Annotated in this window: 10 protein-coding genes; 4 read left to right on the forward strand and 6 right to left on the reverse strand. The window is 61.0% G+C overall.

The window, feature by feature from the left end; translation table 11 throughout:
- Positions 1 to 151: 151 nt before the first annotated feature.
- Genes QCL65_RS11720 through glgA form a run of 5 tightly spaced genes read right to left on the reverse strand, consistent with a single transcriptional unit; the run spans position 152 to position 8696 of the window.
- On the reverse strand, positions 152 to 502 hold the full coding sequence (locus tag QCL65_RS11720) for a DUF2934 domain-containing protein (RefSeq protein ID WP_407316378.1): 351 nt from the start codon (positions 500 to 502) through the stop codon (positions 152 to 154).
- A 13-nt stretch (positions 503 to 515) separates the two neighbouring features.
- Positions 516 to 3305, reverse strand: a complete 2790-nt coding sequence (locus QCL65_RS11725; RefSeq protein WP_407316379.1) for a malto-oligosyltrehalose synthase — start codon at positions 3303 to 3305, stop codon at positions 516 to 518.
- On the reverse strand, positions 3302 to 5383 hold the full coding sequence (gene malQ, locus QCL65_RS11730) for a 4-alpha-glucanotransferase (protein WP_407316380.1): 2082 nt from the start codon (positions 5381 to 5383) through the stop codon (positions 3302 to 3304). The genes QCL65_RS11725 and malQ overlap by 4 nt, the downstream gene beginning before the upstream one ends.
- Positions 5380 to 7182: a malto-oligosyltrehalose trehalohydrolase gene (gene treZ / locus QCL65_RS11735; protein WP_407316381.1), complete on the reverse strand. Its 1803-nt coding sequence runs from the start codon at positions 7180 to 7182 to the stop codon at positions 5380 to 5382. Before treZ ends, malQ begins: the two co-directional genes overlap by 4 nt.
- 20 nt (positions 7183 to 7202) lie before the next feature.
- A complete protein-coding gene (gene glgA / locus QCL65_RS11740; RefSeq protein ID WP_407316812.1) occupies positions 7203 to 8696 on the reverse strand; it encodes a glycogen synthase GlgA in 1494 nt (497 codons plus the stop codon).
- Between the two features lie 474 nt (positions 8697 to 9170).
- Here glgA and QCL65_RS11745 point away from each other — a divergent pair, with 474 nt between their 5' ends.
- On the forward strand, positions 9171 to 13811 hold the full coding sequence (locus QCL65_RS11745) for a hypothetical protein (RefSeq protein WP_407316382.1): 4641 nt from the start codon (positions 9171 to 9173) through the stop codon (positions 13809 to 13811).
- 92 nt (positions 13812 to 13903) lie between these two features.
- Here the strand turns inward: QCL65_RS11745 and QCL65_RS11750 are convergent, their stop codons facing one another.
- Positions 13904 to 14083, reverse strand: a complete 180-nt coding sequence (locus QCL65_RS11750) for a DUF6026 family protein (RefSeq protein ID WP_407316383.1) — start codon at positions 14081 to 14083, stop codon at positions 13904 to 13906.
- A 331-nt stretch (positions 14084 to 14414) separates the two neighbouring features.
- On the opposite strand from QCL65_RS11750, the gene gnd reads away from it, so the two are divergent.
- The 3 genes from gnd to QCL65_RS11765 are packed head-to-tail and all read left to right on the forward strand — an operon-like array spanning position 14415 to position 17715.
- Complete coding sequence (gene gnd / locus QCL65_RS11755; protein ID WP_407316384.1) at positions 14415 to 15395, forward strand: phosphogluconate dehydrogenase (NAD(+)-dependent, decarboxylating); 981 nt, start codon at positions 14415 to 14417, stop codon at positions 15393 to 15395.
- Positions 15392 to 16897: a glucose-6-phosphate dehydrogenase gene (gene zwf, locus QCL65_RS11760; protein WP_407316385.1), complete on the forward strand. Its 1506-nt coding sequence runs from the start codon at positions 15392 to 15394 to the stop codon at positions 16895 to 16897. Before gnd ends, zwf begins: the two co-directional genes overlap by 4 nt.
- Positions 16894 to 17715, forward strand: coding sequence for an HAD family hydrolase (locus tag QCL65_RS11765; protein ID WP_407316386.1), 822 nt, complete (start codon positions 16894 to 16896; stop codon positions 17713 to 17715). Before zwf ends, QCL65_RS11765 begins: the two co-directional genes overlap by 4 nt.
- Positions 17716 to 17728 lie beyond the last annotated feature (13 nt).

Raw genomic sequence — 17728 nt, forward strand, 5'->3', positions numbered from 1 at the left:
ACCCCTGGGAAAGACTCCGGGCAAGCGGAAGCGGCGCTTTGGGTCGCGCTGAAGCTTAGGAAGGCTTCGCCTGCGGCGCAGTAGAGAGATGCCCAGGCGGGGGCGACCAGTCGCCGAACCGCCGTGGGGGTATTGCGTGAGCGGGGGCCGCTCAGCTGGTAGGAGGCTTTTTCGCCGCCTGCGGTTTTTTCGCAGCAGCAGGCTTTTTCTCCGCTGCAGGCTTAGCCGCCGCTGGCGCTGCAGGAGCAGCTTTGGCTGGCTTGGGCTTGGCCGCTACAGGCTTGGCTGCTTTAGCCGCGGGTTTGGCCGCCGCTGGCGCAGGCTTGTCGGCCTTGGCCTTGGGAGCAGCCTTGGCTTTACTGGGCTTGGAAGGGGCCAGAGCCTCGGCTTCCGCCAGCTTACGAGCCATTTCCCAGTGCCGATCGCCCTGGCCTTCGGGCTTACCTTCCGACTCCCAGATTTGATAAGCGAATTCTTTGATGCGTTTGTCGTCAGCACTCATTTAAACACTCCTGTTACAGCTCACTTTGTATGAAGAGATTGACTGGAAAATCCTTCAGCGCAGTGCTCAATGGCAACTCCTTATCCGATGTGACTGCGAAGTCTGAGAAAAGTCCCTTCAACGATGGCAAAGAATGATGCTGGGGCAGCAGGACGCGCGTGTCGCCCCACTGCTCGGGTGCAATCATCGGGCCGTCTGATTCACCCAGCAAGTTGCTGGCCAGGCGCGGTACTACGGTAATTGCCAAACGCCCCTGATAGCTACGGGCAAAGGCAAAGGCTTTGTCGGCATGGGTACCGACGATCTTGAGCGGTTCATACTCGCCTTGCAGAAACAGCGCCGGGTCGGCTGCGCGGGCGCGCAACGTGCGAGCGATCAGCAACTGCTTGGGCTGGCCACTGTGCCAGTCGCGTAGACTCTCCTGCGGGCCTGGCTCGGCGGCCAGGCTGCGCTGGCGCGCGGCGTAGTCGACGGGGCGGCGATTGTCAGGGTCGACCAGGCTGAAATCCCAGAATTCTGCACCTTGGTACAGGTCTGGCACCCCAGGCGCGGTCATGCGCAGCAGGGTCTGCGTGAAGCTGTTAATAGCACCGGCAGGCGCAATCGCCGCCACGGCCTCGGCCAAGGCCTGGCGCAAGGGCAAGCCTTGATCAGAGAGCAACAAATGCTCCAGAAAAGTGCGGCAGGCGTTTTCATAGGCCTCATTCGGGGCGCTCCAGCTGCTGATCAGCTTGGCTTCGCGAAGGGCTTTTTGTTGCCATTGATAGAGACGTTCAGCGTAGGCCTCGAGGCCCGCTTGGTCGTCGGCACGCAGCTCCAGCGGCCAGCTACCGAGCAGAGCTTGGTAGAGCATCAATTCATCGCCGCCGGTGGGCGCCGACTCATCACCAAAGCGCCCGCGTAACGGCGCAGCCAGTTCCCGCCACTGCCTGACTTGAGCGGCATACCACGGCCCACGCTCACTGAGCACGGCCAGACGCGTGCGGGTGTCTTCGCCGCGTTTATGGTCGTGGGTAGCGGTGGCCAGCAGGTTCGCCGGGAACGCCGCCTGGCGCTGCTGGCAGGCCAGATCGAACGCTTGCGCAGGCGCACTGAACAGCTCGGTTTCGAAGCCCACGTCATTGCGCGACAGCAGCACTGCCGAGCGATAGAACGCGGTGTCTTCAACGGCCTTGGCCGCTGAAGGCGAGGTCAACTGCTGGAAGCGTACGCAGGCGAAGCGGGTCAGCTTGCGCTGGCGGCCGCGCGGCAGTTTGCGCCAGGGCTCGCCGCCGAGCCAGCGCTGCAGGTAATCGAGCACCGGCCAGTCGGCCTCACCCAGGGTTGCCCGCGCACCTTCCATAGCCTGCTGGAAGAACGGCTCGTCCTCGGCTGGGCGCCCGCACGGGCTCACGTAAGTGCGGTACACCGGGAAGTGGGCGATCAGCTCCAGCAGCGCGCGACGGATCGCGCCCAAGGTCATATCGCGGCTCATCAGGTCGCTGCGGGCCACTTGCAGCAGGGCTTGGGCTACCGATTCAAAGTCGCCGGCCAACGAGCCACTGAGTACCAGGTGGCGGCCCAGCAGGGCTTCTTCGTGGAAGTCGGCGGTACGGCCGCTGATCTCGCTCCACAGCTCGCCCAGGGGCTGTTCACCCGCTGGGTCATGCTGCAACAGCGATACTTGGTTCATGAATTCATAACCGGTGGTGCCATCGACTTGCCAATCCCGGTGCAGTTGTTCGCCCGCACCGAGAATCTTCTCGACGTAGATCGGCAAATGCCCCGATGGCGCGCTCGCAGGGCGCTGCTGGCTGAGTGAGTCCAGCCGCCGACGCAGTTTGCGGCAATAACCACGGGGGTCGGCCAGGCCATCGATGTGGTCGATGCGCAGGCCATCGACCAAGCCGTTGGCCACCAGTTCGAAGGTCTTTTTATGGGTGGCTTCGAACACCGCCGACCGCTCGACGCGCAAGCCGCCCAGTTCGTTGACATCGAAAAAACGCCGCCAGTTGATATCATCACCGGCCGTGCGCCAGCTGGCCAGCCGGTAGTGCTGGCGCTCGAGCAGATTGTGCAGGCGCTTGAAGCCGTTTTCGGTGCGTGAGTCGTACTGTTGCAGCACATGCTCGATGGCGTCGGCAATCTTCCCATCACTGGCCAGCGCGGCCAGCTCGCTGCGCAGAGGCTGAGCTTGCAGGTAAGCGTCGTCGCGCTCGGCCAAAGCGCCAAAGCGCGCGCCCAGTTCGATTAACTTGGGGTTGTCGGAGGCGCCCAGCAGCTCGACGTAATCGGGTGGGCAAATGGGGAAGCGGTGCTCGTAATGCTCGATATGAAAGCCGCCGCGTTGGGCATCAAAGCGCAGCGGGATATCGCCGGCCTTCAACACGGTGCCGTAATCGTCGCCGAGAAAGGGCTGCAGCAGTTGGCCTTCGAGCATTGGGTCGGGCGAGTGCCACTGAATGTCGAAGAATTCTGCATAAGGGCTGCGTCGGCCCCACTCCAACAGGTCCAGCCACCACGGGTTGTGGGCGCCGCCCACAGCCATGTGGTTGGACACGATATCCAGGATCAACCCCATGTCGTGTTTGCGTAGCGCGGCTACCAGCCGAACCAGCGCTGGTTCGCCGCCTAACTCCGGGTTGACCACTGTCGGGTCGACCACGTCGTAGCCGTGCATGGAGCCAGGGCGGGCTTTAAGAATGGGGGAGGCGTAAACATGGCTGATGCCAAGTTGGTGAAAGTACGGCACTTGGGCTGCCGCGTCATCCAGGGTGAAATCCTTGTGCAGCTGTAGCCGAACACTGGCAGTCATTACACTCATCGATCACGCTCACTGGCTTGTTGTCTTGCGCACGCCAATAGTTCCAGGCGGCGGGCGCAGTCGGGGTCGTCCAACAGGGTTTGGCTGGGGGTGGTATAGCGCCGGCGCCAATTAGGGTGGCTGTCGATGGTGCCGGGCAGGTTAGGTTGTTCGGCCACGCCCAGGGCGTCGTCGATGGGCAGCAGCGCCAGGGGCGCACGGGTGTGGCCGATGAAGCGCACACTGGCGTCGATCAGTTGGTCGATTTCCCTGCCTTCGCCCTGGAAGTTCACCGGGTCGCGGGCCAGGTGCTGGCGTAGGCCAAGGCGTTCCTGTTCGCGGCTGGCGCGCCAGTCGGTTTCGGTTTGGGCGTCGATCATTTCGAGCTTGTTATTCCAGTCGATGTCGCGCGCGTTCCACCAGCCGTCCAGGGTAGCCAGGTCGTGGGTGGTGGTGGTCGCCAAGGCGTTGTCAGGCCATTGCAGCACGTCTTTGAATTGGCCTGTCTGGGTCTGTTCGAACAGCAGCACGCGCATGCCGAGGATCTGCCGCGCTGCGAGTTTGTCCTGCAGGCCGTCCGGCACGGTGCCCAAGTCTTCGCCAAGCACCACCGCCTGATGCCGATGGGACTCAAGGGTGAGCAAGCGCAGCATGTCGTCGATAGGGAACTGCAGGTAGGCGCCTTCGCCCGGTTTGGCCTCTTTAGGGATCAGCCATAGCCGTTGCAGGCCCATAATGTGGTCGATACGCAGGCCGCCGGCATGGGCGAAGTTAGCCCTGAGCATTTCGATAAAGGCGCGGAAACCGTTGCGTTGCAAGCCTTCAGGGGAGAACGCGGAAATACCCCAGCTTTGCCCGGCTCTGTTGAGCACGTCCGGTGGCGCACCGACGGTCAGGTCAGCGAGCATTTCTTCCTGGCGGCTCCACGCCTGGCTACCGGCGCCATCGGCGCCCACAGCGAGGTCAGCGATAAGCCCGACCTGCATGCCAGCGGCGCGGGCAGCGGCCTGGGCGCGGGCCAGGCTGCGGTCGATCAGCCACTGACAAAAAGCGTAGTAGCCGATCTCGGTTTCGTGGTCGCGGGCGAATTGTTTGACCGCCTCATTACGTGGGTGCCGCCACTGTTCAGGCCACTGGCGCCAGTCCTGCGGTTTGCCGTCGGCGGCGCACTGGGCCTGCAGGGCTTCGAAACGACAGTGGTTTTCCAGGGCTTCACCGCCGCTGTGGCGGAAGCTGCTGAAGTCGGCATTGAGCGGATGCTCGCCACTGCAGAAGTCTTCATAAAGGGTCTTCAGCAGTTTTTGCTTGAGGCTCGCGGCGGCTGGCCAGTCGATCAATTCCAGACTTTCCAGTTCTTTGAGGCGTTCACCCAGCCCGGTGCCGTCGATGGCGGCGCGCACCGCACGCTCGCCCAGAATTGACCCCGGCGCTGCGTACAGGCTGTTGAGGAACAGGCGGCTAGAGGGTGAGTACGGGCTGTAGCGATGGTTGTCGCTGCTGAACATGGCGTGCATCGGGCTGATGGCCAGGGCGGTAGCCCCCCGTTCACCGGCGCTGCGCACCAGGTCTTCGAGGGCCTGGGTATCGCCGAAACCGCCATCGCCCTCGCGGCGCAGGGAATACAGCTGGACACCGAGGCCCCAAGCATGGGCCACCGAAGTGCCAACAGCGTCGGCCACGCTGTAGCAGCGCTCGGGCGCCACCGCGAGGGTAAAGTGTTGCTGCTCGATGCGCACATCCTGATAACCCACCGGAACGATGCCCGGTAGAGCCGCGTGGTCGTCCAGGCGCAGGTCCAGGGAGGCGCCGTCTTCCAGGCTTATCTGGCAGGCCGTGCCAGGGGCGAAGTAGGCTTTGAGGTCCAGAGGCTGACCGTAGTCAGCGGTCAGCAGCGGCGGCAGCGTATGGCTGCCGGCAGCTGCTTGCAGTTCATCGAGGCTGCTATCAATCGCCTGGGGGCTGTCGGCGGGGTGGCCGAGGCCGGCCAGGACCTTGCGCAGTACCTCGGGGCTGACCCGTTGCGCGCGGCCGTTGGCGTCGGTCCAGTCCACGGCGATCCCGGCCAGTTTGGCCAGGTGCTCGAGTTTGTCTTCACTCATGCCGAGGCTCCCTGGTCGGCGGGGATCAGGCTGACCCTGGCCAATTGTGGGCCCAACCCTTTGGCATCAGCCGAAGGCTCGCTGCGGCTCGCGAATAACAGGTGCTCGGGCGCGGGCAGGGGGGCTTTCGGTGTGACCGCTGTATCGCCCAGGTTGAGGTCCAGGCGCAGTTCGCTGCCGTCCCCCAGGCACCAGCGGGCGGTGAGCGCGCGTGGGCCGATGACCTCGGCGCCCAATGCCTGACTACCGGGCAAACGAGGGCCCAGTTCACGTGCGCGCAGGCCCAGCAATTGTTTGTACAGCGCCTGCCAGGTGGCTCCCGGTTCGCGCTGCATGGCGCTGAAGTCGGGAATGGAGTCGGTAAAGGTCGACTTGGCGTTAGGGTCGGGGATCTTCGCCCGGCGCTCTGGGTCGGCAAAGGCGGCGAACGCCTTGAACTCAGCACGCCGGCCATTGCGCACGGCCTCGGCCAGTTCGCCGTGGTGGCTGGTGAAGAACAGGAAGGGGTCAGCGGCCTTGAACTCGTCACCCATGAACAGCATCGGCGTCATTGGCGACAGCAACAGGACTGCGGTGGCAGCACGCAGGGCATCGTCCGAGCACAGCTGGCTCAAGCGTTCGCCGAATGCGCGGTTGCCGATCTGGTCGTGGTTCTGCAAGAACAGCACAAATGCGCTGGGAGGTAAGTGCCCACTGGGTTGGCCACGTTTCTCGCCAAATGTGTTCACTTGCCCCTGATAGACAAACCCTTCGCCCAGGAAGCGCGCGACTTTCTCAGTGGTTTGCTCGGCGTAATCTTGGTAGTAAGCCTCGTCCTCACCGGTCAGCAGCACATGCAGGGCATTGTGGCCGTCGTCGTTCCACTGGGCGTCGTAACCTTCTTCCAGCAGGCCGGCATCGTTGTGTTCGTTTTCGACGGTAAGGAACACGTGACGCCCCGGCGCCACTTCGCTGCGCACCCGCTTGGCGAGGTCTTGCAGGAAGTTAGGCGATTCAATCGCGTGCACGGCGTCGAAGCGCAAGCCGTCGAAACGGTACTCCAGCAACCACATTAGGGTGTTGTCGATAAAATAGTCACGCACTTCCTGGCGGCGGAAATCGATGGCGTCGCCCCAGGGCGTTGTTTTATCGTGGCGGAAGAATTCTTTGGCGTAGGCACCGAGGTAGTTGCCATCCGGACCGAAGTGGTTATAGACCACATCGAGAATCACTGAAATGCCGTGGCCGTGGGCGCAGTCGATCATATGCTTGAGCTGGTCCGGGGTGCCGTAGGAGGCTTCCGGCGCATAGGGCAGTACACCGTCGTAACCCCAGTTACGGTCGCCTGGGAACTCGGCGATGGGCATCAGCTCGATGGCCGTGATGCCCAGGTCAGCGAGGCGCGCCAGGTGGCTTTCGACGCCGGCAAAGCCGCCGAGTGCCCCAACGTGCAACTCATAAATGACTGTTTCATGCCAGGGGCGCCCCTGCCACTCGGTGTTTTGCCAAGTGTAACTATGGGGGTCGACCACCAGGCTGGGGGAGTGCACGTCACTTTGCTGAGCGCGGGATGCCGGGTCCGGCACCTCCAGCTTTGCATCGATCTTGTAGCGATAGGCAGTGCCTGGCGGGCACTGGCTTTCTACGACGAACCAACCGTCTGCCTGGGCTTGCATCGGCAGGGACTGACGAGCATCGCCGTCGCTACCGATCTCTACACTGACCTGGGTCGCATCCGGCGCCCAGAGGGCAAAACGGGTGGACCCTGATTCCAAAACAACTGCACCATGAGACCAGGTTTCAGATATCCGTGACGGCATTGATGAAACCTCTTCTCTGATTAATAAGTGCCCGATTTACCCACTGATCTACCGACCAGTTCGTCATACAGCTTGGCGTAAGGCTGAACCGCCTTGCACCAGTTGAACGGTTGCGTCATGGCCCGGCAACGCATGGCGTTGAGCAGGTCTGGCTGGTCAAACACGTAGAAAGCGCGGCGTAGCGCTTCCTGATAGCTGGGGATGCTCGACTCGTCGAACAGAAACCCGGTAACCCCGTCTTCGATGGTGTCGGCCAGGCCGCCGGTGCGGCGGGCCACCGGCAGCGAACCGAAGCGCTGGGCGTACATCTGGCTCAGGCCACAAGGTTCGTAGCGCGAAGGCATCAGCAGAAAGTCGCTGCCGGCAAACATGCGCCGTGCATCGGTTTCGTTAAAGCCAATCCGTACACCCACCTGCCCGGGGAAACGCAGGGCCAGCTCGCGCATGGCTTGCTCTTCCTCAGGTTCACCACGGCCAATGATCGCGATCTGGCCGCCGGCATTGACGATGAACTCACTCACGCCTTCGGTCAGGTCCAGGCCCTTCTGAAACACCAACCGCGAAACCACCGCAAACAGCGGGCCGGTGGACGGTTCGAGTTCGAACAAATCGCGTACATGAGCAGCATTGACTGCCTTGCCGTCCCAGTCGTTCAAACTGAAAGGGCAGACCAGATGCGGGTCAGTGGCCGACTCCCAGCTATCGTCGATGCCGTTGGGAATGCCGCTGAGCTGGCCCTGCTGCGCTTTGCTGCTGAGAAAGCCGTCCAGCCCGCAACCAAACTCGGGGGTGGTGATCTCTTCGGCGTAGGTGGCGCTTACCGTAGTGATATGGCTGGAGTACGCCATACCCGCTTTGAGGAAAGACAACTTGCCGTAAAATTCCAGGCCTTCTTGCTGCATGGCATGGGCGGGGATGCCGAGCTCGGGGCAGCAGCCTCGGCTGACCACGCCTTGATAAGCAAGGTTATGGATAGTGAACAAAGTAGGGGTTTTCAGGCCGCGCCAGTGCATATAGGCAGGGGCCAAGCCCGCTGGCCAGTCGTGGGCGTGAACCAGGTCGGGCTTCCAGTGCACCATGCCTTGGCCCGCAGCGATTTCGGCCGCCGCCAGGCCCAGGCGGGCAAAGCGAATATGGTTGTCCGGCCAATCGCGGCCGTTGTTCGCGCCGTAAGGGGTGCCTTCGCGCTCATACAGCTCAGGGCAAAGCAACACGTAGATGACTAGGCCATCTTTCATGTCCATACGGCCAATCTTGCAGGGCGGTAAAGCAGCATGCCCACCCAACTCACCAACCACATGAATCGGGTTATCGCTATTCACCACTTGAGGGTAACCCGGTATCAATACCCGAACGTCGTGCAGCGGGCTCATCGCGCGGGGCAGGGCGGCAGATACGTCACCCAGGCCCCCGGTCTTAACCAAATCAGCAATTTCAGAAGTAACAAAGAGAACTTTTTGTTTTGTTACAGAATGCGTCTGAAGTGCCTTGCTCGTCGACGTCAATACCGGCATCTGCGCAGGCTCTGGGGCCTGGCGGTTAAAGCGCTCTCCATGGTTCTCGACAGCGGCACTGATCATTGTTCTCTCCATTACATTAATGCTACTGGCCAATTACTTACTAACGGTTTTCCCCAACCCTTGCAGATCAAGCGCACAAGCGCAGCGCACATCGGCGGGTCGCGCCGACAGCGAATTGTCTAAAAGGGATAAGTCGGCTTGCCTGGGCACCGTAACGCATCGGCCTATCTATATAAGCTGACCTGTAGCAATTACAGAAGTTTCGACAAATTTCTGGCGGCCCCCCAAAGCGGTGCACGGACGTAGTTTTGAGTGTAGGAGGTTTCCGAAAAAAAGACTCAAATAGGCGACTGGCGGAGGCAGGTTTTTATAGGAGAAAGGATTCAGCGGCAGGGTGCTACAGGCATACCACTTAAGGGGGCGCGAAGAGCTTTGTGATAGGGGCTCACATCGCTATGGATATCGCTCATGACCGAAAGACTATCACTCAGTGCCATGGTTGCCCTAGGAGCCCCTCTGGCCAACAGCGTCAGTAAACAATTTTCCGCCCGCCCCAGTTTGCGCTCCGTCGCAGGCCAGCTCCTATACACCGAGTTGCTCGCCAAGCATCCGGCGTTGGGCAGCGACCTGCATAACCTCTGGTTGGCCTCGCCGACCGGTGTGGGCGCCCGGTTCAACGGCTACGACATGACCTTGCTAGTGGACGTGCTGTTGCAGCAGTACGTCAGTGGCAAGCTGCTGACGTTAGTGCAGGGCTACGACTTTCTCACTCGGCAAAAAGGCGCTGAGCAGCCCGCTTCGCTGGCCATCGATATGTTCGAGGTGCAAGCGATGATCAACCAGTGGGCGCCCCGGCTGCTGGATGCTTATTTGGATGCACTGACGCAATTCTGGACGGCCCCTCAGGGGGCGGGAGCATGCCGCTGGCAATGGTTCGCCGATTACCTGCGCAACCACTTCAAGCTTGACGTGGAACGGCAAGTGGACGCCGGCCAATTGGATTCAGCGCAAGCCGCGGTGGCTATGGTGGTGCTGGCTTTTCCTGATGCGCACCGGCGTAGTCAAGGGGATACCGTGGCACCGACCCAGGCGTCACTCTTGCGTATTGATAGCTTCGGTGACGTCCAGTTTCTCGCTGGCCCCGAGTTGACCTACGCGCTGGTCGTTCGGCGGCAGATATCAAATCGGGAGATCGTTCTGTTGTATAGCCCGGTTACGGGTGTCGAAGCCTATGACTCACTGCAGGCTCTGGCGGACTCGATGGGCGGGCGGGAGCTGGCCTACGTCGCGTCCGGGAGCTTGCAGCTGTCGTTATTCCAACCGCTGGGCAATATTTTCGAGGCCCAGGCGCAGGCCCTGGCCGAACAGCAAATCACGGATGTGCGCGTACTGGCCGCTGCAATGCAGGGCAAGGCTGAGGGGCCACGCGCGGTATTCGAATTAGAGCTGTCGATCGAGCGGGCCACGTGCATGTTCGAGATCGACACCGCCCAAGAGCAAAAAAAGCTGGTGGCATTGAGCCGCGTCATGCCGAGCTGGTTGACCCGGGCCGACTACGGCCTGCGGCGTTTGTATGCCGTGCATCTCAGTGAGCTGGCCGCCATACAGCGAGAAGTTAAGGGGCAATCCTTTTTAGATGGAATTCCGTCGATCGAAGCATTCACCGCCCAAGCATTGCAAGCAAAACTGCGCGAACTGCACCCGGACGAGCAAATCCCCGCTCTCACCGACATCGAAGTGCACCTGCTGACAACGCCCAATGCCGAGTTGGCAATCATTAATGCGGGCGATTTTACCCTGAATGACCAGTGCATCAGCTTGACCGACCTGGCACTGTTCAACTTGTCCGGGCGCCCGCGTGGCCATGTGCAAATCAAGCCGCGAGCCGGCGCGGTGCTGCCGGCGTGGCTGGACACCCAGGCCGTGGAGGGTTTGGTGCAGAGCGTCGATGCCGGTGCTTCTTACCTGGCGCTGCTGCGACGTGAGCTCAGAAGCGATGCGCAGCAGGCGTCCGTGCGCCGGGGGCGCTACGAGCGGCAACTGCGCCGCCAGCTACCGATGTTGGCGCTCGAATATGCCATACGGGGTTTGCACGGTATGACGCAGGTCGGCTACGGCTTGGTCGAGCGCGTGTTATTGGTGCGTGACTCCCAAGCCATGCTGGCGACGTTGGGCTTTGTCGCTCGTCCTGGCGCCAAAGAAGACCTGGTCGCCGACATGTTTGTGTTCGCCAACGTGGATGATCCCAATGGTCCTCACGTGCTCTACCGGCCGCTGTTCCAGCCTTCGTTGCAGGAATACCCCGATCGTGCGTCTTTGTTCGCTGCCATCAAACGCCCCGGTGATTTGCAACGAAGTGTGCTCGACTGGCTAAGCGCGGCGGCCAGGCCGGTGTATGCCAATGGCGGGTTCGCTGAGCCACATATCGTGCGTTTTGGCCAAGGCTCCGATTTCGCCCCAATTGACCGCCCGGCGCCGGCCACCCTCAGTTGTAGCGCAATCATCGGCGATGTCGTGCAGGTGCTGTATGCCGAGACGGTAGAGGCCCTGCTGACCTGTGCCGACCGGCGCTCGGTGTCCAACGAGGAAAACCGCTGGATCGCCTATGGGCAGTTGGGTTGGACCCTGTTCAACGCAGTGTTGCCGCTGGTCAGCGGCCCTATGGCGACCGCCGGCTGGATGGTGCAAACCCTCAGTGGCTTGCAAGAAGCTTTGCAGGCAAGGGCCGACGGTGACACAGAAGCGATCCTGGATACGTTCATCGATTTTCTGTTCAATAGCGCCTTGATTTTGCTGGGTGAGGGGATTGGGCGCGGCCTGGTCCACACAGACAAGGTGGTTGCCTCGCTGCCCAATCGCGTGCGCACGGACTTCGAGCCGGAGCGCACGCTGAGCATCACATTGGCCCCCCGCGTCACCCATCACATAGAGAGCCAACTGGATTTCAGCTGGGCCAGCCCAGCCAATGCTTTGGGGCCTGCCGAGCGGCGTGCGCTGGCGAAATTCGTTATGGCTCGGCCGTCCCATCTCGGCGCGGCAGTCCCCCATGGGCCATGGCGGGGCTTGTACCAGAATGAGGGGCGTTGGCTGGCGGAGGTCGACGGTTCGCTGTTTATGGTCGATCCCGACGGGCAAGCGGCGCGGGTGGTCGACCCTAGCAACCCCGGGCATTTTGGGCCCTGGTTAAAAAAGGACGAGGTAGGGCGTTGGCATCTTGACCTGCGTATGCGTTTGGCCGGTGGCTCGCCAAAGAAAACCGTGGCCTCTTTACGCGCCGCCAACGAACAGGCTGCCATTCCGTTGAAGGCGGAGTTGCTGGCGTTCACCAAGGAGGACCAAAAGGACGTTGAACGGCTAAATAAAATCCGCGCCATCGTCAAGGAAGCTGCCACCACTCACGCTTCGGGCCTGGCTCAGGCGCGCGAGCATTACACCAAAGGCCTCGAACAGCGGGTGGTCAAACTGCTGACGGCCATCGATACCTGCTCAAGCCTAGCCGAGTTGCAAGTGCGCAGTGGGGCGTTGGAAACCAAGGCCACGCTGCTGGAATCCTATTGCACGGACATAATCGGCTTGATGGTGCTAAAAGACGCCGAGAGGATCGACTTGCGGCGAAATATACGGCCGCTGCTGGACACCCTTGACGAGAACGCCTCAGAGGCGCAGTTGGAGCAATTGGCCGCGTTCGATCGTGACAGTATGCATTCGTTGAGCCAGTCTTTTGAGTACAGCAAAAAGCTCGAGGCCGGGATGCAGCAATTGGAAGGGGTACGCTATCACGGCGAAATCCATCTGACAGAAGTCAAAAAATACTGGAAAGAACAATATGGCGTGCTGTACGCCGCCTCCCCATTGCTTGAGATGCTGAGCATTCTCGGCGAAGAAAAGCTGGGCGACCACCCCTTGGCCGAGGGCTTGCATGAGCTGACCAAGCCGGTACGCCTGGCGGTGCAGTCGGCGGCCGCATTGTCCGATACCGAGTTCACCCTGCCAGAGCGAACGCAGGTGCTCGACAGCGTGATCACCCGCTATGGCGGCCTGTTGGAAGCCTTGCAGTTTTACCAAGGTCTGGACAACCAATTGGACTGGCCCCACGAGCTGACTCGCCTGGCCCACCTGGTCGAAGAATTGCTCGTGAGGGCCAGGACCGATCTGGAGCCGTTGGCCCGTGCCCAAGCCCAACAAAGTGAGCGGGCCAAAAAGGTCAAGCCGAAAAGGCACAAAGCCCTTATTAGGACCCGGAGCCATGGCATGGTGATCGGCCACTGGCGAGACGCCCCAGGCGTTCTGCGCGACGTGGTGGATTTGGTTGACCCGGTGAACAATGAAACCATCGCGTCTTTTCGTCGTGAAGCCGGTGGCGAGACCTGGGAGCAAATGCCCTCTGAGGCGCCGAAAAAGACTGCCAGCGGCCTAAGCAAGCGTGCGGCGAAAACCCTGAGTGAGTTGATGCATAGCGCGCAAAGCGCACTGGACGCCCTCCCAGGGCAGGTCTTGGCGGCTAAAGCTCAGGCGCGTGTGGCGCAATACCCTTCAGAAATGGAAGACATCATGCGCATGCGCAGCGAGCGCTTGGCCGAGACCGCTGATGCCCTCGACAAATTCGTCGTACGCAGCAACCAGACTGACCTGTCCGTTGACGGTCACGAGTCAGTGGAGTTGAAGGTTCGCCAACTGCGCGACAAAGCGCAGGAGCTCATCGATGAGGGGCGTTTGATGCGTATCGAGCGGGTCAAGACCCTGCCGCCAGACGCTGGCCGAGTGGACTACTTGAAGCGCCAGGGGGAGGTCAGTATCCAGAAGGTCGGTGGGCGCATCCACCTGGCCACCAGCCAGGCCCGTGATTACCTGCAAGAGTATGCGATCAGCGATAAGCATGGGCAGCCGCTTTGGTATGCCCATTTCCACTACGCCAGTACGTTAGCCCCGGCGTCTGCTTATACCCGCGCCCATTTGAAGACGGCAGAGCAACGCAAAATGGGCTATCAGGCGCAGTTGGCCCAGCATATGAGTGGCAGGGAGGTCATTGAAATTCAGCGCAGCCGCATTGATCCGCCTTTGGATCGGCAGTTGTTCTTGAGTTTGGAAGACCAGGAGCAAGAAGCTTGAATGAATAGGGGCAGCCAGTGCTGCCCTATTCATTAGACCGCGCACGCCGTTGCGCTTGCGCGGTGCTGTATCCGTGTCGGGCTGGCCTTTAGTTAGGCAAGGCGCACGCGGGTAGGGCTGGCCAGCATCAGGCCGTGGGACTGCAACACCATGGTCAACTGAGCCACTTGGAGTTGCAATTGATCGCGTTCTTCTTTCAACTCGCGCAGCTCGTCGCGACGCACGTTGACATAAAGAGTTTGAGGAAGATTAGCTTGAAGAACGGTACCCATTGCACACCTCGCAAATGGCAATCACAACACTGAGGTAAGAGCGCTGCAGTGCGTACACTGATCAGCTTCAGTCCCTCTATCGGCACCGATTCTGGATTCTTTTAGCCCGGGTGGGAACTAAATTATTTTTTACGGTCGGCGTGTCTTTTTTATTTTTGACGCCAAATGCCCGTCGTTATTGGGCTAAGGGCTATCATCGAGGTAATAAACCCTTCGTGCGACCCGATGAATGGTCGTTTGTGAACCTAGTCGCGCAGCGTTGGACTAACCTCAAAGCGAGTTTGCGCGTTAGGGTGGTACACCCTTTTTCTGTAGTAAGTGGAGCATCGGCATGCAATTGGGAATCATAGGACTGGGGCGCATGGGCGCAAATATTGCCAGAAGACTGATGCGCGATGGGCATCAGGCAGTGGTCTTCGACGTCAACCAGGAGGCCGTAGCCGCCCTGGCAGCGGACGGCGCCACCGGCGCTGGCGACCTTCCGGCCTTGGTGGCCAGCTTGGAAAAACCACGAGCCATCTGGGTGATGCTACCCGCCGGCCCGCCCACTGAAGACACAATCAACGTGCTCAGTGGCCTGTTGGACGCCGATGACGTGATCATCGATGGCGGCAACACCTTCTACAAAGACGACATCCGCCGCGCCAAAACCCTCACCGAGCAGGGCTTGCATTATGTAGACGTCGGCACCTCGGGCGGCGTGTGGGGCCTAGACCGTGGCTATTGCATGATGATCGGCGGCGAATCCCACGTAGTCGAACGCCTCGACCCGATTTTCGATTGCCTGGCCCCAGGCATCGGTGACATCCCGCGTACCCGCGACCGCAGCCCCACGGCCGACAGCCGTGCCGAGCGCGGTTACATTCATGCGGGCCCGGCCGGCTCCGGGCATTTCGTCAAGATGATCCACAACGGCATCGAGTACGGCCTGATGCAGGCTTACGCTGAAGGTTTTGACATCCTCAAGACCAAGTCCTCCAGCGAACTGCCGCAGGACCAGCGCTTCGACCTGAACATGGCCGATATCGCAGAAGTCTGGCGGCGTGGCAGCGTAGTCTCCTCTTGGCTGTTGGACCTCACCGCCGATGCCCTGGCCAGTGACCCGCAGTTGGCCAACTATTCCGGCGCCGTGTCGGACAGCGGCGAAGGTCGCTGGACCATCGACGCTGCTGTCGAGCAGGCTGTGCCGGTGCCGGTATTGTCCAGTGCCTTGTTCGCCCGTTTCCGCTCGCGCCAGGACAGCACTTACGGCGACAAGATGCTGTCGGCCATGCGCTTTGGCTTTGGTGGCCATATCGAGGTGCCTAAATGAGTTTGACCCAGTCGAAGGTCGAAGCGGCGCCGCCCACTACTTTGTTTCTATTCGGTGCCCATGGTGACTTGGTCAAGCGCCTACTCATGCCGGCCCTGTACAACCTCAGCCGCGATGGCTTGCTGGACAACGGCTTGCACATCGTTGGCGTGGACCATAATGCGGTCAGCGACGCCGAGTTCGCCAACAAACTGCGTGACTTCATCACCGAGCAGGCCGTGGCCAAGGGGCAAGAACCCGACAGCGTGCTAGACCCCGCCTTATGGGCCAAATTGGAAAAACGCATCAGCTACCTATGCGGCGATTTCGTCGATGGCGCCACCTACCAGGCTATCGCTGAGCGTATCCAAGCCAATGGCACCGGCAATGCAGTGTTTTACCTGGCCACGTCACCGCGCTTTTTCAGTGAAGTAGCGCAGCAGTTGGGCCAGGCCGGGCTGCTCAAAGAGAGCGCTGAGGGCTTTCGCCGGGTGGTGATCGAGAAGCCCTTCGGCTCCGATTTGCGCAGCGCCGAGGCGCTCAACGCATGCCTGTTGGGGGTCATGAGCGAGAAGCAGATCTACCGCATCGACCACTACCTGGGTAAAGAAACCGTCCAGAACATTTTGGTCAGCCGCTTCTCCAACGGTATTTTCGAGGCGTTCTGGAACAACCATTACATCGACCACGTGCAGATTACCGCCGCCGAAACGGTGGGCGTGGAGACCCGGGGCAATTTCTACGACAGCACCGGCGCCCTGCGCGACATGGTGCCTAACCATCTGTTTCAGTTGCTCGCCATGATTGCCATGGAGCCACCTGCCGCCTTTGGTGCCGACGCCGTGCGTGGCGAAAAAGCCAAGGTGGTGGGGGCTATTCGGCCCTGGTCCAAGGCCGAGGCGTTAAAGAACTCGGTACGTGGCCAGTACACCGCGGGGGTGGGTGACAAGCCTGGTTACCGCGAAGAAGGCAAGGTCGACCCCGCCAGCCAGACCGAAACCTACGTCGCGTTGAAGGTCATGATCGATAACTGGCGCTGGGTGGGCGTGCCTTTTTACTTGCGCACCGGCAAGCGTATGAGCGTGCGCGACACCGAGATCGCCATTTGCTTCAAGCCAGCGCCCTATTCACAATTTCGCGATACCGAGATCGACCGCGTCAAGCCCAACTACCTGAAGATCCAGATCCAGCCCAATGAAGGCATGTGGTTCGACCTACAGGCGAAAAAGCCTGGGCCAACCTTGGAAATGGAAAACGTGGAGTTGGGTTTCGCCTACAAGGACTTCTTCCAAATGCAGCCTTCGACCGGCTATGAAACGCTGATCTACGATTGCCTGATTGGCGACCAGACCCTATTCCAGCGCGCTGACAACATCGAAAACGGCTGGCGCGCGGTGCAACCGTTTCTCGATGCCTGGCGCGAAGCCGGCCAGGTAGAAACCTACGCAGCGGGCGAAGATGGCCCTCAGGGTGCCCAGGACCTGCTGGCGCGTGACGGCCGCCGCTGGCACTCCCTCGGATGAGCGGCGCAACGCAAGGCCCCATCCGTTTGGTGCTCAGCGACATGGACGGCACCCTATTACGCCCCGATCACAGCCTGTCGCCCCGGGTGATCGAGGCTGTTGCGCAACTGCGTGAGGCGGGCATTCTCTTCAGCCTGGCCAGTAGCCGGCCGCCACGGGCCATGCGTGCCCAGGTCGAAGCCCTGAAGGTCGACCTACCCACCGCCGGGTTTAATGGCGGGACCCTGGTCAAGCCCGACGGCAGTTACTGGCGCACCCATCCCATCGACCGTAAAGCGGTCGATACCTGCCTGCAGCTGTTCGCCCAAGAGCCGGTCGCGGTCTGGGTGTTTGCCGATGACCAGTGGCTGCTGCGCGACACCCAGGGTGACTATGTGGGGGTCGAGCAACATGCTTTGGGCTACGAGCCCGTGCAAGTGGACAGCTTCGAGCCGTACCTGGACCGGGTCGATAAGATCGTCGCCAGCAGCGCCGACTTCGACCTGCTAGTGCGCTTGGAAGCGCGTTTACAGCCCCTGATCGAGGGGCAGGCCCTGGCGGCGCGCTCGCAGAAGTACTACCTGGACGTGACCGCCCTGGCGGCCAATAAAGGTTCGGCGCTGATCACCCTCGCCGAGGCCTACGATGTGCCGTTGGCGCAAACGGCGGTGCTCGGCGACGGCAGTAACGATGTGGCGATGTTCAAGCAAGCCGGCCTGGCGATTGCCATGGGGCAGGGCGAGGACAGCGTCAAGCAGCAAGCGCATCAGGTGACGGGCAGCAACAAAGAGGACGGCGTGGCCATGGCCATCGAGCGGTGGATCTTGCCCCGCGCTTGAATTTCTTCTCTGA

The organism is Pseudomonas sp. nanlin1, from assembly GCF_045571515.1.
Taxonomy (GTDB): Bacteria; Pseudomonadota; Gammaproteobacteria; order Pseudomonadales; family Pseudomonadaceae; genus Aquipseudomonas.

What these genes read in the sequence shown, in the direction of transcription:
- QCL65_RS11720 (WP_407316378.1), bottom strand. Translation starts at nt 502, where the DNA reads ATGAGTGCTGACGACAAACGCATCAAAGAATTCGCTTATCAAATCTGG.
- QCL65_RS11725 (WP_407316379.1), bottom strand. Translation starts at nt 3,305, where the DNA reads ATGAGTGTAATGACTGCCAGTGTTCGGCTACAGCTGCACAAGGATTTC.
- malQ (WP_407316380.1), bottom strand. Translation starts at nt 5,383, where the DNA reads ATGAGTGAAGACAAACTCGAGCACCTGGCCAAACTGGCCGGGATCGCC.
- treZ (WP_407316381.1), bottom strand. Translation starts at nt 7,182, where the DNA reads ATGCCGTCACGGATATCTGAAACCTGGTCTCATGGTGCAGTTGTTTTG.
- glgA (WP_407316812.1), bottom strand. Translation starts at nt 8,696, where the DNA reads ATGCCGGTATTGACGTCGACGAGCAAGGCACTTCAGACGCATTCTGTA.
- QCL65_RS11745 (WP_407316382.1), top strand. Translation starts at nt 9,171, where the DNA reads ATGACCGAAAGACTATCACTCAGTGCCATGGTTGCCCTAGGAGCCCCT.
- QCL65_RS11750 (WP_407316383.1), bottom strand. Translation starts at nt 14,083, where the DNA reads ATGGGTACCGTTCTTCAAGCTAATCTTCCTCAAACTCTTTATGTCAAC.
- gnd (WP_407316384.1), top strand. Translation starts at nt 14,415, where the DNA reads ATGCAATTGGGAATCATAGGACTGGGGCGCATGGGCGCAAATATTGCC.
- zwf (WP_407316385.1), top strand. Translation starts at nt 15,392, where the DNA reads ATGAGTTTGACCCAGTCGAAGGTCGAAGCGGCGCCGCCCACTACTTTG.
- QCL65_RS11765 (WP_407316386.1), top strand. Translation starts at nt 16,894, where the DNA reads ATGAGCGGCGCAACGCAAGGCCCCATCCGTTTGGTGCTCAGCGACATG.